Raw genomic sequence first — 20,621 nt, 5'->3', positions numbered from 1 at the left:
GGCTCCTCGCAATGACGACGGAGTGACCTGATGACCAACCCTATCCTCGACATCAACAAGCTCGTCGTTTCCATTGGCAAGAAGCCGAAGGGTGCGAGCATCCTCGACGGCATCTCGATCCAGGTCCACGAGCGCGAGACGCTGTGCCTGGTCGGCGAAAGCGGCTCGGGCAAGTCGGTGACATCGCTCACCACGATGGGCCTGTTGCCGAAGGGCACGCTGGTTCCGACCGCCGGCAGCGTCAAGCTGGTCGGCGAGGAGTTGCTGACCGCCACCGACCGCCGGCTGCGGCAGCTGCGCGCCACGCAGATGGCGATGATCTTCCAGGAGCCGATGACCGCGCTCAATCCGGTGGTGCCGGTCGGCCGCCAGATCGACGAGGTCTTGCGGGCCCACACCGATCTCGACGCGAAAGCGCGGAAGAAGCGCATCCTCGACATGATGGAGCAGGTGCGCCTGCCCCAGGTCGAGCGCATCTTCGCCTCCTACCCGCACCGCCTCTCGGGCGGCCAGCGCCAGCGCATCATGATCGCGATGGCGCTGGTGCTGGAGCCGAAGCTCCTCATCGCCGACGAGCCGACCACCGCGCTCGACGTCACCACCCAGAAGCAGATCCTGACCCTGATCCGCGACCTCCAGCGCGATCACGGCACCGCGGTGTTGTTCATCACCCATGACATGGGCGTGGTGGCCGAGATCGCCGACCGCGTCGCGGTGATGCGGCAGGGCCGGCTGGTCGAGACCGGCACGCTCGATTCCATCCTGCGCAATCCGACCATGGAGTACACCCGCAACCTGCTCGCCGCGGTGCCGAGCCTGGTGCCGCGCGCTCCACGCGAGGAGACCAAGGAACCGGTGGTGCTGGAGGCCAACGATCTCAGCAAGGTCTATCGCGAGCGCGCGTTCTTCGGCAAAGGCCGCGAGGTCGTCGCGGCCGACAAGGTCACCCTCACCCTGCGCAAGGGCCGCACGCTCGGCATCGTCGGCGAAAGCGGCTCGGGCAAATCGACGGTGGCGCGATGCATCGTCCGCCTGATCGATCCGACCTCCGGCGGCGTACGCCTTGCCGGCCGCGAGATCTCCGACATCTCGCGTCGGCTGTTGCAACCGCATCGGAAGAAGATCCAGATCGTGTTCCAGGATCCCTACCGCTCGCTCAACCCGCGCGTCACCGTCGGCGAGAGCATCGCGGAAGGCCCGATCAACTATGGCGTCTCGCACGCCGATGCGATGAAGCGCGCCCGCGAGCTGCTCGAGCTCGTCGGCCTGCCCGCGGACGCGGTGTCGCGCTATCCGCACCAGTTCTCCGGCGGCCAGCGCCAGCGCATCGCCATTGCCCGCGCGCTCGCGCTCGATCCCGACGTGCTGGTCGCGGACGAAGCGGTCTCCGCGCTCGACGTCTCCGTGCAGGCGCAGGTGCTGGAACTCTTCGACGAGATCCAGAAGCGGCTCGGCATCGCGATCCTGTTCATTACCCATGATCTGCGCGTCGCAGCGCAAATCTGCGACGAGGTCGTGGTGATGCAGCACGGCCGCGTCGTCGAGCAGGGCCCGGCGGCCGAAGTGCTGACCCATCCGAAGGAGGCGTACACCAAGGCCTTGCTCGAGGCAGCGCCCGGTCGCGACTGGGATTTTGCGAATTTCCGGCCGGTGGCGGAAGGTGTGGCGGCAAGCGCATAGCCCTTTCCTTCGTCATTGCGAGCGCAGCGAAGCAATCCAGACCGTCTCTGCGGAGAGACTCTGGATTGCTTCGCTCGCAATGACGGTGATTGTGGCAAGCATTCCCAAAACGGCTTGACCCCATGCGCGGCGCGATTGTCTGCCTCGCTTGCTCTTGCCGCCAAGGCGGGTAACGTCGCGCGCATCATTTGCGTGGGACTGAATAGATGACACGTATCGCCGTCGGCGGCTTTCTGCACGAGACCAACACTTTTGCGCCGACCAAGGCGACCTTCGCTGACTTCCAGCATGGCGGCGGCTGGCCGGCGATGACGCAAGGCGCCGACGTGCTCAAGGTGATGCGGCGCATCAATGTCGGCCTCGCCGGCTTCGTCGAGAGCGCCGAAGCCAATGACTGGGAACTCGTTCCGACGATCGCCTGCGGTGCAAGCCCGTCGGCACACGTCACCAAGGATGCGTTCGAGCGCATCGTCGAGGTGATGGTCGACGGCATCGCAGCCGCCGGCACGCTCGATGCCGTTTATCTCGACCTGCACGGCGCGATGGTGACCGAGCATCTCGACGACGGCGAAGGCGAGATTCTGGCGCGGGTGCGCCGCGTCATCGGCAAAGACGTTCCACTGGTCACGAGCCTCGACCTCCACGCCAACGTCACGCCCGAAATGATGGAACATGCGGACGCGCTGATCGCCTACCGCACCTATCCGCATGTCGACATGGCCGAGACCGGACGCGCCTGTGCAAAACATCTCGCACTGCTTCTGAACACGAAGCAGCGCTTCACAAAGGCGTTCCGGCAAGTGCCGTTCCTGATCCCGATCAGCTGGCAATGCACCAGCGACCCGCCCACCAAGGGCATCTACGAGAAGCTCGCCGCCCTCGAAAACGGCGCCGTGCCGACGCTGTCCTTCGCCCCCGGCTTCCCCGCCGCCGATTTCCGCGATTGCGGGCCGAGCGTGTTCGCCTATGGCAAGACGCAAGCGGATGCCGACCGCGCGGCGGATGCGATCGTGAAGCTGATCGAGAGCCGCGAGGACGATTTCGACGGCAAGATCTGGTCGCCCGACGAAGGCGTACGTCACGCCATGGAACTCGCGAAGGACGCCAGCAAGCCAATCATCATCGCCGACACCCAGGACAATCCCGGCGCCGGCGGCGATTCCGACACCACGGGCATGTTGCGCGCGCTGGTGCGCAACAGGGCCAGCGCGGCGACCGGCGCGATTTACGATCCGGAATCCGCCAAGGCCGCGCATGCGGCTGGCGTCGGCGCCAGCGTGACGCTGTCGCTCGGCGGCAAGTCCGGCATTCCCGGCGACGAGCCCTATCGCGAGACCTTCGTCGTCGAACAACTCTCCGACGGCCGCTTCATCGCACCCGGTCCCTATTATGGCGGCCGCGAGATGGAGATGGGCCCGTCCGCCTGCCTTCGCATCGGCGACGTCCGCGTGGTCGTCTCCTCGCACAAGGCGCAGCTCGCCGACCAGGCGATGTACCGCTATGTCGGCATCGAGCCGACGACACAGAAGATTTTGGTCAACAAGAGCTCGGTGCATTTCCGCGCCGATTTCGAGCCGATCGCGGCAAAGCTGATGATCTGCGCCGCGCCCGGCGCGATGCCGGCGGATACCGCATCCCTGCCCTGGACGCGCCTGCGTCCCGGCATCCGCATCAAGCCGAACGGCCCCGTCTTCAATCCCCCATCACGCTAACCGGACAGAACACATGCCCACGATCGACCGTATCGACGGCTACGCCGACGAACTCACCGCCATCCGCCGCGACCTCCACGCCCATCCGGAAATCGGCTTCGAGGAGGTGCGCACCTCCGGCATCGTCGCCGACAAGCTGAAGAGCTGGGGCATCGAGGTGCATCGCGGGCTCGGCGGCACCGGCGTGATCGGCGTCATCAAGGGCAGCGGTTCGGGCGGCAAGCGCATTGGGCTTCGCGCCGACATGGATGCGCTGCCGATGGAAGAGAACACCAATCTGCGCTGGCGTTCGACCATTCCCGGCCGCTTCCACGGCTGCGGCCATGACGGCCACACCACCATGCTGCTCGGCACCGCGCGCTATCTCGCCGAGACCAAAAACTTTGACGGCACCGTGCATCTGATCTTCCAACCGGCCGAGGAAGGCCTCGGCGGTGCCCGTGCGATGATCAAGGACGGGCTGTTCGAGAAGTTTCCGTGCGACGAGCTCTACGGCCTGCACAACGCGCCCGACCTCAATCTCGGCGAGATCGCGATCCTGCCGGGCCCGGCGATGGCCGGCGCCGACTTCTTCGACCTTCGTATCACCGGCTATGGTGCGCATGGCGCCATGCCCGAGCGCTCGAAGGACGCGGTGGTGATCGCGACCACGCTGGCGCAGGCGATCCAGACCATCGTCAGCCGCAACGTCGAGCCGCTGCAGTCCGCCGTCATCTCGATCACCCAGATCCACGCCGGGTCCGCCTACAACGTTATTCCTGGCGAAGCGCATCTCTGCGGCACCATCCGCGCCTTCTCGGATGAGGTCCGCGCGCTGATCCGCGAACGCATGCGCACGATCTGTGCCGGTATCGCAAGCGCCTTCCAATGCGAGATCGAAGCCGACATTCGCGACACTTTCGGCGTGCTGGTCAACCAGGTCGAGCAGTCCCAGGTGGTCGAGGCGGCCGCGCGCACCGTCGTCGATCCCGCCAAGGTGATCACCCGCACCCAGCCGAAGATGGGCAGCGAGGATTTTGCCGACATGCTGCAAACCATTCCCGGCGCCTATTTCTGGGTCGGCCATGACGGCTCGGTGCCGGTGCATAATCCCGGCTATGTGCTCGACGACAAGATCCTGCCGATCGGCGCCAGCGTGTTCGCCCGCATCATCGAGACCCGTATGCCGGTAGGTGCCCATGCATAAAAAGAGCGTCGAAGAGGCGGTCACCCCGCTGCACGATCTCTCTGCGGTCGATCTGATCGCGGGCTATCGCGCAAAGCAGTTCTCGCCGAGCGAGGTGCTGGAGGACGTGCTCGAGCACGTCGCCGCGTGGGAGCCGCATCTCAAGGCGCTCTATGCGTTCGACCCCGACGCCGCGCGCGAGGCCGCAAAGGCCTCGACCGCACGCTGGACCGGTGGCGAGCCGTGCGGCCCGCTCGACGGCGTGCCGGTCACGGTCAAGGACAACATCGCGACCAAGGGCGTGCCGTTGCCGCTGGGCGCAGCCAGCGTCAAGCTGGTGCCGGCCGAGAAGGATGCACCGCCCGCCGCGCGCCTGCGCGAGGCCGGCGCGATCATCTTCGCCAAGACCACCATGCCCGATTACGGCATGCTGTCATCTGGCCTCTCCAGCTTCCACGCGCTCGCGCGCAACCCCTGGGATCTCACCAAGAATCCCGGCGGCTCCAGTGCCGGTGCAGGCGCTGCCGCTGCTGCCGGTTATGGACCCTTGCATCTCGGCACCGACATCGGCGGCTCGGTGCGCCTGCCCGCCGGCTGGTGCGGCCTGGTCGGATTGAAGCCGAGTTTTGGGCGCGTGCCGATCGAACCCGTCTATGTCGGCCGCGTCGCCGGACCCATGACCCGCACGGTCGACGATTGCGCGCTGATGATGAGCGTGATCGCAAAGCCCGACCGGCGCGACGGCATGAGCCTGCCCGCCGAACCTCTCAACTGGAAGGGGTTGGAGAAGTCTCCGCGCAAATTGCGCATCGGGCTGATGCTCGATCCCGGCGTCGGCCAGAAGCTGGAGAAGCCGGTGCGCGACGTCGCAGTGAAGGCCGCGAGAGCATTCGAATCCGCCGGCGCGGTGATCACCGAAGTCGACGGCATCCTCACGCGCGAGATGCTCGACGGCCTCGACAATTTCTGGCGCGCGCGGATGTGGGACGATCTGTCGAAGCTCACCCCCGCCGAGCAGGCCAAGGTGCTGCCCTACATCTTCAAATGGGGTCAATCCGGCGCAAAGCTGTCCGGCGTCGACGTGATCCGCGGCTTCAACCAGACCATGGCGATCCGCGCCGCAGCGTCAAAACTGTTCTGCGAGCTCGACTATGTGATCTCGCCGACCGCGCCGAACGTCAATTATCCGGCGGAGTGGGCATCGCCGACCAACGATCCCATGAAGCCGTTCGAGCACATCGCCTATACCGTGCCGTGGAATATGTCGGAGAATCCCGCGATCTCCATCAACGGCGGCTTCGACGCCAAGGGTTTCCCGATCGGCGTGCAGATCGTCGGCCGCCGTTTCGACGATATCGGCGTGCTCGGCATAGCCAAGGCGTTCGAAGGCCTGCGCGGCCCGCAGCGGCCGTGGCCCAAGCCGCCAGCGGAGTAGTCTGAACACTCCGTCATGGCCGGGCTTGTCCCGGCCATCCACGTCTATACGCTTGCGCTGAAGCAAGTACGTGGATGCCCGGGACAAGCCCGGGCATGACAACAGCCTGCGTAAAGAACAAAGAAAGGAAGGAAACCACCATGGCTTATGAGACGATCAAGTACGAGGTCGCCGAGCAGATCCTCACCATCACGCTGAACCGGCCCGACAAGCTCAACGCCTTCAACGCGCAGATGCAGGCCGAGCTGATCGACGCGTTCGACGCCGCCGACAAGGACGACAACGTCCGCGCCATCATCGTCACCGGTGCCGGCCGCGGCTTTTGCGCGGGCGCCGATCTTTCCTCCGGCGCCGACACCTTCGATCGCGATGCGCGGCGCGGGCCGGTGAAACGCTTCGCCGACGGCAAGGTGGATTACAGCGATCCGCAGGTGCGCGACGGCGGCGGCCAGGTGACGCTGCGCATCTTCAAATGCCTCAAGCCCGTCATTGCCGCGGTGAACGGTCCCGCCGTGGGCATCGGCGTCACCATGCAGCTCGCGATGGATATCCGCATCGCGTCCGAGGCCGCACGCTTCGGCTTCGTGTTCTCCCAGCGCGGCATCGTGCCGGAGGCCGCCTCGAGCTGGTTCCTGCCGCGCATCGTGGGCATCTCGCAGGCGCTGGAATGGTGCTATTCGGGCCGCGTCTTCCCGGCGCAGGAAGCCCTCGCCGGCCGCCTCGTCAGCAAGGTCGTGGCGCCGGATGACCTGCTGCCGACCGCGCGCGCGCTCGCCAGGGAATTTTGCGCAAAGACCGCGCCGGTGTCGGTGGCGCTGATACGCCAGATGATGTGGCGCATGATGGGCGCCGACGATCCCATGGAGGCCCACAAGATCGACAGCCGCGGCATCTACGCCCGCGGCCGCTCTGATGATGTCAAGGAAGGCGTGGTGTCGTTCCTGGAGAAGCGCCCCGCGCAGTTCAAGAACACGGTGTCCAGCGATATGCCGGACTATTTCCCGTGGTGGAGCGAGCGGGAGTACAAGTGAGGCGAATGGGGCTTCCTTGCTCCGCCGTCATCACCCGCTTTGTGCGCAATTGCGCAACTAGGGCGGGTGATCCAGTATTCCACCAGCGTGAATATCGCGACCGCTGGTGATTACTGGATGCCCCGCCTTCGCGGGGCATGACAAGGTCAATTCATCACCAGCGCGACCCGCCCGATCGCCTTGCGGTCGATCAGCAGCCGCATTGCCTTGGCGTAATCCTCCAGCGGCAGGCGATGCGACACGTTAGGGCGCAGCTTGCCCTCCTCCGCCCATTTCAGCAACGCCTTCAGTCGCACCTCGCCAAGCGCGGGATTTTTCCGCACCGCTTCGCCAGCACGCACGCCGAGCACGCTTGCGCCCTTGATCAGCAGCAGATTTGTCCTGGCCGAGCCGATGCCGCCGGTGAAGCCGATCACCAGCAGCCGCGCGCCCCACCCAATGCAACGCAACGAGTTCTCGAACACCTCGCCGCCGACGGGATCGAACACGACGTCGGCGCCGCGGCCATCGGTGATGCGCTTGACGGCATCGCGAAACGGCTCGCGGTCGTAACGCACGAGATGATCGGCGCCGCGCGCTTTGGCAATGGTGAGCTTCTCATCGCTGGAAGCGGTTGCGATCACGGTCGCGCCCAGCATCTTGCCGATCTCGACAGCGGCAAGGCCGACGCCGCCGCCGGCGCCGTGCACCAGCAACACCTCTCCCGGCTCGACCCTGCCGCGGTCGATCAGCGCGTGATAGGCAGTACCATGGCCGGCGAGATACGTTGCAGCTTCCGCATAATCGAACGTTGACGGCATCGGCGTCAGCTGCGACGGCGTCGCCACGGCTTCTTCGGCGAAGGCGCCGTGGCGCATTTTCACGATGACCTTGTCGCCGACCGCAACGCCCGTCGCCTCCGCGCCAACCTCGGTCACGTCACCCGCGGCCTCCATGCCGGGCGTGAACGGCAGATCGGGCTTGAGCTGATAGTCGCCGGCCGCCATCAGCACGTCCGGAAAATTCAATCCAGCGGCGCGGATCGCGATGCGCACCTCGCGCGGCTGCAGTGGCCGCGAGGGAAACTCCTCCAGCCGCAATGTCTCGGGCGCGCCGAGTTCGCGGCAGACGACCGCCCGAACCATCAGGCCGCACTCGCCTTGCGGCGCAGCAGCGCCTCGCGGATCAGCGGCAGGCGGTCGTTGCCGAAATACATGTCGGTCTTGCCGACGAAGATCGTCGGCGATCCGAACCCGCCGCGCGCAACGACCTCCTCGGTGTTGGCCTTGAGCTGGTCCTTGATCCCTTGTTCCGAAATGCCGGCGATGAATTTCTGCTCGTCGATTCCAACCTTCCTGCAGATCTCGGCGAGCACCGCGTCCTGCGAGATGTCCTTATCATCGCCCCAATAGGTCTCGAACGCGGCGGTCGCGAACGGCACCATGTCTTTCCCGAGCCAGATGCAGCCGCGCATCGCCTTGACGCTGTTCACCGGGAACACGGTCGGCGGCATCTTGATCGACAGGCCCGCGGAACGCGCCCAGTCCGCAAGATCCTTCTTCATGTAGCGCGCCTTCAGCGGCACCGGCGTCTCGCGCTGCGCATAGACGCTCGGATTGACCGTGTTGAAGATGCCGCCGACCAGGATCGGCCGCCAAATGATCTCGGCGCCGAGCGCCTTTGCCAGCGGCTGGATGTTGTGGAAGGCGAGATAGGTCCACGGGCTGGAGCAGTCGAAGAAAAATTCGATCATGATGTTTCCTTGTGTTTGTTCCGCTCTCTCCTCGTCATTGCGAGCGCAGCGAGGCAAATCCAGACTGTCGCTGCGGAAAGATTCTGGATTGCTTCGCTGCGCTCGCAATGACGGGTGTAGCGGCAGCTTACTGCTTCCCCAACAACTCCTTGGCACGCTGGCCGAACATAATCTTGCGTGATTCCTCGTCGAACGGTTCCTTGACGAACTTGCCGATCGCGAGCCCCGCTTGCACCTGCGGCCTTGCGCGCACCTCGGCGTACCAGCGTTTCACGTTCGGATAGTCGTCGAGCGTAAAACCCTGCGCCTTCCCTGTCGCTATCGCCGGTTTAAAGCCGACTTTTGTTGTTCTGTACCTCGACGTTAAGACATGGCAGGAAGGGGCGCAATCACAACCCGCCGGGAGGGCCGCCATGCTGTTTTCAACCACGATCGCCGGCTCCTTGCCGAAACCGGAATGGCTCGCCGAGCCGAACATGCTCTGGGCGCCCTGGAAGTCGCAGGGCGAGGAGCTTTCTCGCGCCAAGCGCGACGCGACGCTGATCTGGCTGAAGCTCCAGGAGGACGCCGGCATCGACATCGTCACCGAGGGCGAGCAGGCGCGGCAGCATTTCGTGCACGGCTTCCTCGAGAAGGTCGAGGGCATCGATTTCGCCCACAAGGTCGAGATGGGCATCCGCAAGGACCGCTACAAGGCGATGGTGCCGCAAGTGGTCGCGCCGCTCCGGCTCAAGGGCCGCGTCCATGCCGACGAGGCCCGCGTCGCACGCACGCATACGAAGAAGAAGCTGAAATTCACCCTGCCCGGCCCGATGACCATCATCGACACCATCGCAGACCGTTACTATGACAATCGCGTCAAGATGGCGTTCGCTTTCGCCGAGCTCCTGAATGAGGAGGCCAAAGCGTTGCAGGCCGATGGCGTCGACCTCGTGCAGTTCGACGAGCCCGCCTTCAACGTCTACATGGACGAGGTCAACGACTGGGGCATCAAGGCGCTCGAGCGCGCGGCGCAAGGCCTCACCTGCGCCACGGCCGTGCACATCTGCTACGGCTACGGCATCAAGGCCAACACCGACTGGAAGGAGACGCTCGGCGCGCAGTGGCGGCAGTATGAGCAGATCTTTCCGGCGATCGATGCGAGCCCGATCCAGCAGGTCGCGATCGAGTGCCGCAATTCGAAGGTGCCGCTCGATCTGCTCGCGCTGCTCAAGAACAAGATCGTGCAGGCCGGCGTGATCGACGTCGCCAGCGACACGGTGGAGACCGCCGAGGATGTCGTGCAGGTGATCGATGCGGTGTCGAAATTCGTACCCAAGAGCAACATCATCGCCACCACCAATTGCGGGATGGCGCCGATGCGGCGGGAGGTCGCCGAAGCCAAGCTGATGGCGCTTGGCGCCGGTGCCGCGCTGGCGCGCGAGAAGCTGGGGTGATGGCGGCGTCCTGCGGATCGTGGATCGGCAGGGTCAGCAACTACGCTAGCTGACTGCCGTCGGATGCAGCACTGGCCGATATCCGGCGATGATTGCGCGCAGCGTCGACGGTGGCGTCAGCAACATCGGTCGAGCGGGAGCGCGCACATCAGCGACATAACCTGCCGGCGACCACAGCAGCGCCCTGCCCTGCATCACCAGGAAACTCTCCTCGCCCTGTCGCACCATCGCGCCGTCGGGTAATTCTGCCAGTGGCATTGGAAGGGCATGCAGTCGCTTCTTGCCGCGATCAAGTCGCTCGCGATGCAGCACCGCGTCCATCGCTTTCGCGCTGAGGTCGCTTGCACCATTCCCCGCTTCCCATGCGGCACGAAAGCGCTTGGCATCGTCGCGGCGGCAGAAGAAGCAAGGCCGGTGGCCCGCGGCAAAAGCCGTGGCCTCATCGAGAAAGAACAGCTCGGTCCAGCTCCGCCGTGCCATCACCGGCCGCCGCCAGCCGCGGAATTCGCAGAGGCAGGTGATCCAAGCCGGCGACGACCAGCGCTTGTTCAGGAGCGTCTTTGTCGCGGGATCATGGATGATGCCGCGATTGCCGGTGAACAGGCCGCGATGCGGCGTTGCGATGATGTCGCCGGTCGGGGTGACGCGGTTTTGCAGAGGCATGGCTGCCTCCGCGCGTCATTGCGAGCGAAGCGAAGCAATCCAGAAATGCATCCGCGGGAGCAGACTGGATTGCTTCGCTTCGCTCGCAATGACAGCGAAGATCACGCCGCGCCGTCGCGGAGCGGCGGGAGGTAGGAGAGCGCGGTGTCCCAGGGGAAGAAGATCCAGGTGTCCTGCGAAACTTCAGTGATGAAGGTGTCGACCAGCGGGCGTCCCTTCGGCTTGGCGTAGACGGTGGCGAAATGCGCATCGGGCAGCATCTCACGCACCAGCTTGCCGGTCTTGCCGGTGTCGACGAGATCGTCGACGATGAGCAGTCCCTTGCCGGTGCCGCCGCCGAGCTTCATCGCCGCGTCGGAAATGCCCTTGAGAACCTGAAGGTCGCCTTGCTTGGTGTGGTCGTAGCTGGCGATGCAGACGGTATCGATCACGCGCACGCCGAGTTCGCGCGCCACGATCGCGGCCGGCACCAGGCCGCCGCGGGTGATCGCGATCACCGCGTGAAATGGGCCGACCTCGTTGAGCCGCCAGGTCAGCGCCCGGCAATCCCGGTGGAATTGGTCCCACGAGACCGGAAAGGCCTTGCCTGCCCGCTCCTGCGCGCTCAGTTCCGGTGTTTCACCGCCCATCGTCCTCTCCTGCCAATCATCGTCCGGCAGCTTTCCTGCCAAAGCATGATCCGGAAAAGTGCGTAGCGGTTTTCCGACAAGATCATGCTCAAATAAAGAGCTAAAGCGCACGGCAAGCCGGGCGCTTTAGCGGGTGATGTTCAATCCCGCCAGCATTTCCTTTACCGCCGCCATCGCCGCCGCGAGCTTGTCCGCATCGCGCGAGCGCACGACCAAATTGGTGTTCGGCTTGGAGTCCTCGTCCATGAAGGGATAGCTGCCGATGATGGTGTCGGGGTGTTCGGCGGCGATCGCCCGCAGCGGGCCGCCGATATCGCCCTCCCGCGCATTGGCGCGGACCGATTCGGACAGCATCCGGACACCGGATTTCAGCTTGGGCGAGACGATGTCCATCATCGCCTGCATGATCGACGGCACGCCCGCCATCACGATGACATTGCCGATCTTGAAGCCGGGGGCGAGGATGGTCGCGCTCTGGATCAACTCGGCGCCGTCGGGGATGCGGGCCATGCGCAACCGGGCCTCGTTGAGGTCCTGCTCGCTCCAGCGTTCGCGGAAACGCGCCACCACTTCGGGATGGTGGTCGATGCCGACGCCGAACGCCTTGGCGACGCTGTCGGCGGTGATGTCGTCATGGGTCGGCCCGATGCCACCGGTGGTGAAGACATAGGTGTAGCGTTGCCGCAGCGCATTCAGGGCGGCAATGATATCGTCCTCGTCGTCGGAGACGACCCGGACTTCCTTGAGGTCGATGCCGATATTGGTCAGGTATTCGGCGATGAAGCCGATATTCTTGTCCTTGGTCCGGCCCGACAGGATTTCATCCCCGATGACCAGAATGCCCGCCGTGACGATCTCGCTCATGCCTTAAGTCCCTCACCTGTCGCGCCGAATTTGCCGGGGTAACGCGTTGAAGTCACGCGGTTTTGCTGCCGAAATAAGCAGTCCTCAGCCAATTTTTCAGGCAGCTTTTCGGCCATCCCGCCCAAATGCCGTCAGTCCATGCATATCGCGCTGGCCCGGCCCTTGCTACCACCTAGGGAAGTCATGCACTCTTGCCGCATGGCCACGGAGACAAGTCGGGATCTATGGCAGTCGCCTTTGACGAAATGAACATTCCGGGTGGGGACCTTCGCCCCGCCTACCAGGAGCTGGCGCGCTGGATCAAGGAGACGCCTCCCGAGGCGCTCGAATATCGCCGTCAGGAGGCCGAGCTCCTGTTCCGCCGGATCGGCATTACCTTCGCCGTCTATGGCGAGGCCGAGTCGACCGAGCGCCTGATCCCGTTCGACGTGATTCCGCGGATCATGTCCGGCAAGGAATGGGCGCTGCTGGAGAAGGGCCTGAAACAGCGCGTGCGCGCGCTCAACATGTTCCTGCGCGACATCTATCACGGCCGCGACATCCTGCGCGCCGAGGTCGTGCCCGACGATCTGATCTTCCAGAATCCGGTGTTCCGTCCCGAGATGAACGGCCAGCAGGTGCCGCACGACGTCTACGTGCACATCGCCGGCATCGACATCGTCCGGGTCGACGCCGAGGACTTCATCGTTCTCGAGGACAACGCACGCACGCCGTCCGGCGTGTCCTACATGCTGGAAAACCGCGAGATCATGATGCGGCTGTTTCCGGATCTGTTCGCCCGCCACAGGGTGGCGCCGGTGGAGCGCTATCCGGACGAGTTGCTCTCCGCCCTGCGCTCGGTGGCGCCGCAAGGCGCCTCGGGCGAGCCGACGGTCGCCCTGCTCACGCCCGGCGTCTACAACTCCGCCTATTACGAGCACTCTTTCCTCGCCGATAAGCTCGGTATCGAGCTTGTCGAGGGACGTGACCTCATCATCAAGAACAACGAAGTGTTCATGCGGACGACCGAGGGGCTGAAACGGGTCGACGTGATCTACCGCCGCGTCGACGACGATTTCATCGACCCCCTCACCTTCCGCCCCGACTCCGTGCTTGGCGTACCCGGGCTGATGTCCGCCTATGCGGCCGGCAACATCACGCTCGCAAACGCCGTCGGCACCGGCATCGCCGACGACAAGGCGATCTACTCCTACATGCCCGACATCGTGAAATTCTACCTCGGCGAGGAGCCGATCCTGAAGAACGTGCCGACCTGGCGCTGCCGCGAGCCGAAGGATCTGGCTTATGTGCTGGACAATCTCGGCGAACTCGTCGTGAAGGAAGTGCACGGCTCCGGCGGCTACGGCATGCTGATCGGACCCGCCGCCACCAAGGCGACCATCGAAGCCTTCCGCGAAAAGCTCAAGCGCGAGCCGGAAGGCTTTATCGCCCAACCGACGCTGGCGCTCTCGACCTGCCCGACCTGCACGGCAAGCGGCCTCGCGCCGCGCCATGTCGACCTGCGGCCCTTCGTGCTCACCGGCAGCAAGACCACCACCATCGTGCCGGGCGGGCTCACCCGCGTGGCGCTGAAGGAAGGCTCCCTGGTGGTGAATTCGAGCCAGGGCGGCGGCACCAAAGACACCTGGATCCTGGACGAGTAGAGAGATGCTGTCGCGCACCGCCGAAAACCTCTACTGGCTCGCCCGCTACGTCGAACGGGCCGAGTACCTCGCGCGCACCATCGATGCGACGCTGCGCGTCACCGCGCTTCCGGCTACCTATATCGGCAAGACCAATGAATGGGACTCGGCGCTGCTGACCGCCGGCGTCGCCGCGAGCTTCTATCAGCAGTATCAGGAAGCCAACGAAGCCAACGTCGTCGACTATCTCTCGTTCTCGGCGAGCAATCCCTCCTCGATCCGGAACTGCATCGAGGCGGCACGCCTGAACTCGCGCTCGGTGCGCACGGCGCTGACCAGCGAGATGTGGGACACCATCAATTCGGCCTGGATCGAATTGCAGGAAGTCTGGAGCAAGGGCACCTCGACACGCGAGGAGCTGGCAAAATTCCTGCGCTTCGTTCAGGAGACTTCGCTGCGCTTCGACGGCTCGGCCTACCGGACCATGCTGCGCAACGACGCCTACTGGTTCTCGCGCCTCGGTCTCCATCTCGAACGCGCCGACAACACCGCGCGCATTCTCGACGTGAAGTATCACGTGCTGCTGCCCGAGGAGGAGCACGTCGGTGGCCCGCTCGACTTCTATCAGTGGAGCTCGATCCTGCGCTCGGTCTCGGCGCTGACTGCCTATCACTGGGTCTATCGCGAGACGCTGAAACCCTGGCTCATCGCGGATCTCCTGATCCTCAACGACACGCTGCCGCGGTCGCTGGCAAGCTGCTACGGCAATCTGGTGCGCAATCTCGACCAGATCGGCGTCGCCTATGGGCGGCAGGGCCCGGCCCAGCGCCATGCCCGCGGCATCCGCAACCGGCTCGAGCACAGCAATATGAACGACATTTTCCAGCATGGCGTGCATGAATTCATTCAGGAATTCATCGCCGACAATTCCAGGCTGGGCGAAATCGTCACGAAGCAGTATTTGATCTGATGTCCCTCGGCTGACGAAATGGGATATCGTCATGGCCGGGCTTGTCCCGGCCATCCACGTTCTTGCTTCCACGCGTCGAGGAAGAGCGTGGATGCCCGGGACACGCCCGGGCATGACGAGCTCCTTCGCGGTAGGCAGTCGGGCCTAACCACTAGCTGCACGGTCCACCATGCGCCTGCGAATCCTGTACACGACGACCTATCGCTACGAACCGCCGGTCACCGGCGTGATCCAGATCCTGCGCATGACGCCGGGCAGCCACGACGGGCAGTACGTGGCGGAATGGCAGATCGACGTCTCGACCGATACCAAGCTCGACACCCATGAGGACGCGTTCGGCAACGTCACCCATGTCTTGTCCTGCGGACCCGTCGGCGACATCAAGATCACCGCCGAGGGCCTGATCGAGACCCACGACACCGGCGGGGTGCTGCGCGGCGCCGACGAGCGCTTTCCGGCCGGCATGTTCCTGCGCACGACCGAACTTACCGAGGTCAATCCGGCGATGGCGGCGGTGGCGCGGCAGTTGCGCAGCGAGGCCGAGAGCGACACGCTCGGCTTCCTGCACACGCTGATGACCCAGATCAGCGAGCACATGACCTTCGACGAGGACCCGACCAACAGCGGCACGTCGGCAGCCGAAGCGTTCACGCTCAAGCGCGGCGTCTGCCAGGACTACGCGCACATCTTCATCGCCTGCGCCCGCACCGCCGGTGTGCCGGCGCGCTTCGTCTCCGGCCACTTCCTGCGGTCCGACGGCACGGTCAACCAGGAGGCGGGGCACGCCTGGGCCGAAGCCTTCGTGCCCGATTTGGGTTGGGTCGGCTTCGATCCCGCCAACAGCATCTGCACCACCGACGCCCATGTGCGCGTCGCGATCGGGCTCGACTATCTCGGCGCAGCGCCGGTGCGCGGCACCCGCTATGGCGGCGGCACGGAGACGCTGACGGTCGCGGTCAAGGTCGAGCAGGCCGGCCGCGGCGGCCAATCGCAGTCTCAATCGCTGCGGCAGAGCTAGTGTCATTTCGGGACGCGCACAGCGCGAGCCTGGAATCCATCAGGCCACAGAGTTAGCGGACGAATGGATTCCGGGCTCGCGACTTCGTCGCGCCCCGGAATGACGACCTCACCCTCGGGAATTGGGGTTGGACCAGCCCCTTGAAATTGGCTAGTAATTCCGCGCAAACGCTCGCGTTCGGGGACTGGAAATGACCTATTGTTGCGGAATCCTGGTTCGGGACGGGCTCGTCATGATCGCCGACACCCGCACCAATGCCGGCCTCGACAACGTCTCGACCTTTCGCAAGCTCCACGTCTTCTCCAAGCCCGGCGACCGCATCATGGCGATCGCCAGCGCCGGCAACCTTGCCATCAGCCAGTCGGTGCTCTCCACGCTCACCGAAGGCCTCGAAGATCCCGACACGGGCGACATCGAGACGCTGATGAACGCGCCGACCATGTTCCAGGCGGCCCAGCGCATCGGGCGGGCGATCCGGGCGGTGCATGCCACCGAAGGCCCGGCGCTGAAATCCGAGGACGTCTCGTTCGACGTCTCCTTCCTGTTCGGCGGCCAGATCAAGGGCGCGCGGATGCGCTTGTTCATGGTCTACACCGCCGGCAATTTCATCGAGTGCACCACCGACACGCCCTATTTGCAGATCGGCGAGCACAAATACGGCAAGCCGGTGCTCGACCGCGCCATGCATTACGACGTCGAGCTCTACGAGGCGCTGAAGACCGGCCTGATCTCGATGGACTCGACCATGCGCTCGAACCTCGGCGTCGGCCTGCCGATCGACGTGCTGGTGGTGCGCAGCGATGCCTGCGAAGCCGATCTCAACCACCGCATCGAGGCGGGCGAGCCCTATTTCCACGATCTGCGCTCGCGCTGGTCGGCGGCGCTGCGCGCGGCGCACCAGAACATCCCGCGGCCGCCCTACAAGAACGAAAAAGAACCCAAAACCTGACAGCATAAGAGAAAAGGCAGGAAACAATGAGCGAAGCAAAAAAGATCGCAGTGGTGACGGGCGCCGGCACCGGAGTCGGGCGGGCGGCAGCACTGGCGCTGATGAACACCGGTTTCACCGTGGTGCTCGCGGGGCGCCGGCTGGACAAGCTCGAGGAGACCGCAAAGCTCGGCCCGGAGGGAAAGAGCCTCTGCGTCCCCGCCGACATGACCGATCCCGGCTCGATCGCTGCGCTGTTCGCCAAGGTGGCGCAGACCTATGGCCGGCTCGACGTGCTCTTCAACAATGCCGGCATGGGCGCACCGCCGGTGAATTTCGAGGATCTGAGCCTCGAGCATTGGCAGGCGGTGGTGAACACCAACCTCACCGGCCCCTTCCTGTGCACCCAGCACGCCTTCCGCATCATGAAGGACCAGACCCCGCGGGGCGGGCGCATCATCAACAACGGCTCGATCTCGGCGCACGCGCCGCGGCCGTTCTCGGCAGCCTACACCTCGACCAAGCACGCCATCACGGGCCTCACCAGGGCCTCCAACCTTGACGGGCGCATGTACGACATCGCGGTCGGCCAGGTCGACATCGGCAATGCGGCCACGCCGATGACCGACCGCATGGTGGCCGGCCCCGGCGTGATGCAGGCCGACGGCACCATGAAGCACGAGCCGCGGATGGACGCCAAGGCGGTCGGCGACGCCGTCGCCTACATGGCCGGTCTGCCGCTGGACGCCAACGTGCTGTTCATGACGGTGATGGCGACCAAGATGCCGTTCGTGGGACGGGGCTAGATAAAAACGCGGCGCCTCCACAATCGTCACTGCGAGCGCAGCGAAGCAATCCAGAATCTTGCCGCGGAGACAGTCTGGATTGCTTCGTCGCAAGAGCTCCTCGCAATGACGGCGGAGAGGGCGTAGCCCTATTCCAAACTCTCCACCTTCCGCAGGCTCGGAAACAGCTTCATCCACAGCAGCGCCACCGCGACGGTGGCGACGCCGCCGAGGACGGCGGCGGGCATGGCGCCGAGCAGCGCGGCCGCCACCCCGCTTTCGAACTGGCCGAGCTGGTTCGAGGCGTTGATGAAGAGGAAGTTGACCGCGCCGACGCGGCCGCGCATCTCGTCGGGTGTCGCGAGCTGCACCAGCGAGAAACGGATCACAACGCTGATCGTATCGGCGGCACCGAGGATGGCGAGCGAGAGCACCGACAGCCACATCCAGGACGACAGCGCGAACACGATTGTGGCAACCCCGAAGACGATCACGGCCTGGAACATGCGCAGGCCGACGTGACGCGAAATGGCGTGACGCGCCAGCACCATGGTCATCGCCAGCGCGCCGACGGCCGGCGCGGCGCGCAGGATGCCGAGCCCGGTCGGGCCGGTCTGGAGGATGTCGCGGGCATAGATCGGCAACAGCGCGGTGACGCCGCCGAATAGCACCGCAAACAGATCGAGCGAGATGGTGCCGAGGATCGCCGGATTGCTGCGGATGAAGCGAACGCCGGCAAAGATATTGTCGGCGTCCACCGTACCCTTGGCGACGGCCTGCGGGCGCGGCCGGATGAAACCGGTCAGGATCATCCCAACAATCCAGAACAGCACCATCACGGCGTAGGCCAGATGCGGCGCGACGGCATAGGCGATGCCGCCGAGTGCCGGCCCGGTGATGGTCGCGACCTGCGCCGCGCCGCTCGCGACGGCGGTTGCACGCTGGAGCGAGCCTTGCGGTGCGATCAGCGGCAGCAGCGCCGCGGTGGTCGGGCTTTCGAAAGCGCCGGCAACGCCGAGCACGAAGCTCGCCACGAAGATCTGCACCTCGCCGACTGCGCCCAGATAGGTGCTGACGGCGAGATAGAACGCGGTTGCGGCATTCGCGAGCTGGCAGAGCTGGACGACGCGCTTGCGCTCATAGTGGTCGGCGGCGTGGCCGGCGACGAACACCAGCAGCGCGGTGGGCAGGAACTGCACGAGGCCGACCATGCCGAGGTCGAAGGCCGAGCCGGTGAGCTCGTAAATCTGCCAGCCGATCGCGACCGCCGCGATCTGGCTGGAAAAGCGCGACAGGTTGCGCGAAAGCAGGAAGAACAGGAAGGCGCGGTGGGCGAGGAGCATGCGGGCGCTGACCGGCGGATTCGCTGAAACTGGCTGCTGTGGCATTGCCTCGCTGGTCACGCGCGGACCATCCGCCTCCTGATATCGACGTGCCCCGCGTGGCCGAGACGGGGCTGCTTGTCAACAGCGGGACGTTTCCCTGCTTTCCCGGCATTGCGTTTGCAACGCACGCGCGGCCATAATCATTGAGGGTTTGGGGACATCATGCTGCGCCTGCAATCGGCACTCGGCGTTTTCGCATTGCTACTGATCGCCTGGGCGCTGGCGGAGAATCGCCGCAAGGTCTCGGCGCGCCAGGCCGCGATCGGCCTTGTCGTCACCTTCGTCACCGCGCTCGTCCTGTTGAAGCTGCCCGTCGTCGCGCATGCCTTCGGGGCCATCAACGATGCGGTCGGCGCGATCTCGGCGGCTTCGCGCGCCGGCTCCTCCTTCGTGTTCGGCTATATCGGCGGCGGCCCCCTGCCGTTCGATCTGAAGGCGCCGGGCGCCGATTTCATCCTGGCGTTCCAGGCGCTGCCGATCGTGCTAGTGATGAGCGTGCTGACGACGCTGCTGTTCTACTGGCGGGTGCTGCCGCCGGTCGTGCGCGGAATGGCCTGGCTGCTCGAACGCACGCTCGGGGTCGGCGGCGCCGTGGGTCTATCGACCGCCGCCAACATCTTTCTCGGCATGGTCGAGGCCCCGCTGTTCATTCGGCCATATCTGGCGCAGATGACGCGCAGCGAGCTGTTCCTGGTGATGACCGGCGGCATGGCCGGCATCGCCGGCACGGTGCTGGTGCTCTATGCGACGCTGCTGGCGCCGCTGATTCCAGATGCCGCCGCGCATTTCGTCATCGCCTCGGTGCTGGGCGCGCCGGCTGCAATCCTCGTCAGTCTGATCATGGTGCCGGAAACCTCGGACAAGCGTACCGGCGGCGCGTTGGAGGATCCGGAAATGCACGTCTCCGGCACGATGGATGCGATCGTGAAAGGGACCAGCGCAGGAATCGAGCTGCTGATCAACATCGTCGCCATGCTGCTGGTGCTGGTGGCGCTGGTCTATCTCGTCAATGCCATTCTGGGCCTGCTGCCGAACATCGGCGGCGCCGCGATCTCGTTGCAGCGGCTGCTTGGCCTGGTGATGGCGCCGGTGTGCTGGCTGATGGGGCTGCCCTGGGATCAGGCGGTGACGGCCGGCAGCCTGATGGGCACCAAGACCGTGCTCAACGAACTGATCGCCTATGTCGACCTGTCAAAACTCGGACCGGACGCACTCGATGCGCGTTCGCGGCTGATCATGCTCTATGCGATGTGCGGCTTCGCCAATTTCGCCAGCCTCGGCATCATGATCGGCGGCTTAGGGGTGATGGCGCCGGAACGGCGCGAGGAGATCAACGCGCTCGGGCTGAAGTCGATCGTGTCGGGCACGCTGACGACGTGTTTGATGGGAGCGATCGTGGGGGTGGTGACGTAAGGCACCCGTAGCCCGGATGGAGCGTAGAGACTGGGCAAGAATTTCATCTTCATTTGAGCAAACGAGGGTACGATTCGGCATGGCGAATCGCACTTTCAAGACCGGCATCAGCCGGGATCAGCCAAGCTTCCTTCCGCCACGTGTGGACGATTA

General features: G+C 64.9%; 18 protein-coding genes and 1 pseudogene. 12 read left to right on the top strand and 7 right to left on the bottom strand.

From position 1 onward, the window contains the following. Positions 1-30: 30 nt before the first annotated feature. The 5 genes from GWG65_RS36280 to GWG65_RS36260 all read left to right on the top strand — a co-directional run bounded on the left by GWG65_RS36280 (position 31) and on the right by GWG65_RS36260 (position 7,023). Positions 31-1,680, top strand: coding sequence for an ABC transporter ATP-binding protein (locus tag GWG65_RS36280; RefSeq protein ID WP_275200234.1), 1,650 nt, complete (start codon positions 31-33; stop codon positions 1,678-1,680). A gap of 206 nt (positions 1,681-1,886) precedes the next feature. Further along, positions 1,887-3,392 (top strand): M81 family metallopeptidase, encoded by a 1,506-nt coding sequence (locus tag GWG65_RS36275; RefSeq protein WP_275200233.1) that lies wholly within the window; start codon positions 1,887-1,889, stop codon positions 3,390-3,392. 13 nt (positions 3,393-3,405) lie between these two features. Further along, complete coding sequence (locus GWG65_RS36270; protein WP_275200232.1) at positions 3,406-4,578, top strand: M20 aminoacylase family protein; 1,173 nt, start codon at positions 3,406-3,408, stop codon at positions 4,576-4,578. Beyond that, complete coding sequence (locus tag GWG65_RS36265; protein WP_275200231.1) at positions 4,571-5,992, top strand: amidase; 1,422 nt, start codon at positions 4,571-4,573, stop codon at positions 5,990-5,992. Before GWG65_RS36270 ends, GWG65_RS36265 begins: the two co-directional genes overlap by 8 nt. 140 nt (positions 5,993-6,132) lie before the next feature. Beyond that, the gene (locus GWG65_RS36260; RefSeq protein WP_275200230.1) at positions 6,133-7,023 is read left to right on the top strand and encodes a crotonase/enoyl-CoA hydratase family protein; all 891 of its coding nucleotides are present in this window, start codon (positions 6,133-6,135) and stop codon (positions 7,021-7,023) included. 146 nt (positions 7,024-7,169) lie between these two features. Here the strand turns inward: GWG65_RS36260 and GWG65_RS36255 are convergent, their stop codons facing one another. From GWG65_RS36255 to GWG65_RS36245, 3 genes and pseudogenes are all read right to left on the bottom strand, one after another. After that, positions 7,170-8,147 carry an NADPH:quinone oxidoreductase family protein gene (locus GWG65_RS36255; RefSeq protein WP_275200229.1) on the bottom strand — a complete coding sequence of 326 codons (978 nt, stop codon included), beginning with the start codon at positions 8,145-8,147 and terminating at the stop codon, positions 7,170-7,172. Then, positions 8,147-8,755 (bottom strand): 2-hydroxychromene-2-carboxylate isomerase, encoded by a 609-nt coding sequence (locus GWG65_RS36250; RefSeq protein WP_275200228.1) that lies wholly within the window; start codon positions 8,753-8,755, stop codon positions 8,147-8,149. The genes GWG65_RS36255 and GWG65_RS36250 overlap by 1 nt, the downstream gene beginning before the upstream one ends. Before the next feature lie 127 nt (positions 8,756-8,882). Then, positions 8,883-9,065: pseudogene (locus GWG65_RS36245) on the bottom strand (thiol:disulfide oxidoreductase); the annotation flags it as partial. Positions 9,066-9,168: 103 nt separating this feature from the next. Here GWG65_RS36245 and GWG65_RS36240 point away from each other — a divergent pair. Next, entirely contained in the window at positions 9,169-10,191 is a 1,023-nt protein-coding gene (locus tag GWG65_RS36240; protein WP_275200227.1) for a methionine synthase, read from the top strand. Between the two features lie 45 nt (positions 10,192-10,236). Here GWG65_RS36240 and GWG65_RS36235 read toward each other — a convergent pair whose 3' ends face one another. The 3 genes from GWG65_RS36235 to GWG65_RS36225 form a co-directional block, all read right to left on the bottom strand. Then, positions 10,237-10,854, bottom strand: coding sequence for a hypothetical protein (locus GWG65_RS36235; RefSeq protein WP_275200226.1), 618 nt, complete (start codon positions 10,852-10,854; stop codon positions 10,237-10,239). A 101-nt stretch (positions 10,855-10,955) separates the two neighbouring features. Then, positions 10,956-11,483, bottom strand: a complete 528-nt coding sequence (gene gpt, locus GWG65_RS36230; RefSeq protein ID WP_148742438.1) for a xanthine phosphoribosyltransferase — start codon at positions 11,481-11,483, stop codon at positions 10,956-10,958. A 126-nt stretch (positions 11,484-11,609) separates the two neighbouring features. Next, a complete protein-coding gene (locus tag GWG65_RS36225) occupies positions 11,610-12,347 on the bottom strand; it encodes a molybdopterin-binding protein (RefSeq protein WP_275200225.1) in 738 nt (245 codons plus the stop codon). A 224-nt stretch (positions 12,348-12,571) separates the two neighbouring features. Here GWG65_RS36225 and GWG65_RS36220 point away from each other — a divergent pair, with 224 nt between their 5' ends. The 5 genes from GWG65_RS36220 to GWG65_RS36200 all read left to right on the top strand — a co-directional run bounded on the left by GWG65_RS36220 (position 12,572) and on the right by GWG65_RS36200 (position 17,691). Then, the gene (locus GWG65_RS36220; protein WP_275200224.1) at positions 12,572-13,990 is read left to right on the top strand and encodes a circularly permuted type 2 ATP-grasp protein; all 1,419 of its coding nucleotides are present in this window, start codon (positions 12,572-12,574) and stop codon (positions 13,988-13,990) included. Between the two features lie 4 nt (positions 13,991-13,994). Next, on the top strand, positions 13,995-14,939 hold the full coding sequence (locus GWG65_RS36215; RefSeq protein WP_275200223.1) for an alpha-E domain-containing protein: 945 nt from the start codon (positions 13,995-13,997) through the stop codon (positions 14,937-14,939). A 169-nt stretch (positions 14,940-15,108) separates the two neighbouring features. Continuing rightward, positions 15,109-15,957, top strand: a complete 849-nt coding sequence (locus tag GWG65_RS36210; protein WP_275200222.1) for a transglutaminase family protein — start codon at positions 15,109-15,111, stop codon at positions 15,955-15,957. Positions 15,958-16,147: 190 nt separating this feature from the next. Next, on the top strand, positions 16,148-16,906 hold the full coding sequence (locus GWG65_RS36205) for a proteasome-type protease (protein ID WP_275200221.1): 759 nt from the start codon (positions 16,148-16,150) through the stop codon (positions 16,904-16,906). A gap of 26 nt (positions 16,907-16,932) precedes the next feature. Next, positions 16,933-17,691: an SDR family oxidoreductase gene (locus GWG65_RS36200; protein ID WP_275200220.1), complete on the top strand. Its 759-nt coding sequence runs from the start codon at positions 16,933-16,935 to the stop codon at positions 17,689-17,691. A 128-nt stretch (positions 17,692-17,819) separates the two neighbouring features. Here GWG65_RS36200 and GWG65_RS36195 read toward each other — a convergent pair whose 3' ends face one another. Then, positions 17,820-19,058: an MFS transporter gene (locus tag GWG65_RS36195; protein ID WP_275200259.1), complete on the bottom strand. Its 1,239-nt coding sequence runs from the start codon at positions 19,056-19,058 to the stop codon at positions 17,820-17,822. Positions 19,059-19,217: 159 nt separating this feature from the next. Between GWG65_RS36195 and GWG65_RS36190 the strand changes: the two genes are divergently transcribed. Then, positions 19,218-20,468: a nucleoside transporter C-terminal domain-containing protein gene (locus GWG65_RS36190; RefSeq protein WP_275200219.1), complete on the top strand. Its 1,251-nt coding sequence runs from the start codon at positions 19,218-19,220 to the stop codon at positions 20,466-20,468. Positions 20,469-20,621 lie beyond the last annotated feature (153 nt).

The sequence above is a fragment of the Bradyrhizobium sp. CSA207 genome (assembly GCF_029051685.1).
In the GTDB taxonomy this organism is placed as follows: domain Bacteria; phylum Pseudomonadota; class Alphaproteobacteria; order Rhizobiales; family Xanthobacteraceae; genus Bradyrhizobium.
Note: the sequence above shows the minus strand (reverse complement) of the source record. Positions and strands in the feature narration are given on the sequence as shown.

Bases quoted from the DNA above. Each gene is read 5' to 3' on its own strand.
- GWG65_RS36270 (WP_275200232.1), top strand. From the start codon at position 3,406: ATGCCCACGATCGACCGTATCGACGGCTACGCCGACGAACTCACCGCC.
- GWG65_RS36260 (WP_275200230.1), top strand. From the start codon at position 6,133: ATGGCTTATGAGACGATCAAGTACGAGGTCGCCGAGCAGATCCTCACC.
- GWG65_RS36190 (WP_275200219.1), top strand. From the start codon at position 19,218: ATGCTGCGCCTGCAATCGGCACTCGGCGTTTTCGCATTGCTACTGATC.
- GWG65_RS36220 (WP_275200224.1), top strand. From the start codon at position 12,572: ATGGCAGTCGCCTTTGACGAAATGAACATTCCGGGTGGGGACCTTCGC.
- GWG65_RS36250 (WP_275200228.1), bottom strand. From the start codon at position 8,755: ATGATCGAATTTTTCTTCGACTGCTCCAGCCCGTGGACCTATCTCGCC.
- GWG65_RS36280 (WP_275200234.1), top strand. From the start codon at position 31: ATGACCAACCCTATCCTCGACATCAACAAGCTCGTCGTTTCCATTGGC.
- GWG65_RS36275 (WP_275200233.1), top strand. From the start codon at position 1,887: ATGACACGTATCGCCGTCGGCGGCTTTCTGCACGAGACCAACACTTTT.
- gpt (WP_148742438.1), bottom strand. From the start codon at position 11,483: ATGGGCGGTGAAACACCGGAACTGAGCGCGCAGGAGCGGGCAGGCAAG.
- GWG65_RS36210 (WP_275200222.1), top strand. From the start codon at position 15,109: ATGCGCCTGCGAATCCTGTACACGACGACCTATCGCTACGAACCGCCG.
- GWG65_RS36195 (WP_275200259.1), bottom strand. From the start codon at position 19,058: ATGCCACAGCAGCCAGTTTCAGCGAATCCGCCGGTCAGCGCCCGCATG.
- GWG65_RS36225 (WP_275200225.1), bottom strand. From the start codon at position 12,347: ATGAGCGAGATCGTCACGGCGGGCATTCTGGTCATCGGGGATGAAATC.
- GWG65_RS36215 (WP_275200223.1), top strand. From the start codon at position 13,995: ATGCTGTCGCGCACCGCCGAAAACCTCTACTGGCTCGCCCGCTACGTC.
- GWG65_RS36265 (WP_275200231.1), top strand. From the start codon at position 4,571: ATGCATAAAAAGAGCGTCGAAGAGGCGGTCACCCCGCTGCACGATCTC.
- GWG65_RS36240 (WP_275200227.1), top strand. From the start codon at position 9,169: ATGCTGTTTTCAACCACGATCGCCGGCTCCTTGCCGAAACCGGAATGG.
- GWG65_RS36205 (WP_275200221.1), top strand. From the start codon at position 16,148: ATGACCTATTGTTGCGGAATCCTGGTTCGGGACGGGCTCGTCATGATC.
- GWG65_RS36235 (WP_275200226.1), bottom strand. From the start codon at position 10,854: ATGCCTCTGCAAAACCGCGTCACCCCGACCGGCGACATCATCGCAACG.
- GWG65_RS36200 (WP_275200220.1), top strand. From the start codon at position 16,933: ATGAGCGAAGCAAAAAAGATCGCAGTGGTGACGGGCGCCGGCACCGGA.
- GWG65_RS36255 (WP_275200229.1), bottom strand. From the start codon at position 8,147: ATGGTTCGGGCGGTCGTCTGCCGCGAACTCGGCGCGCCCGAGACATTG.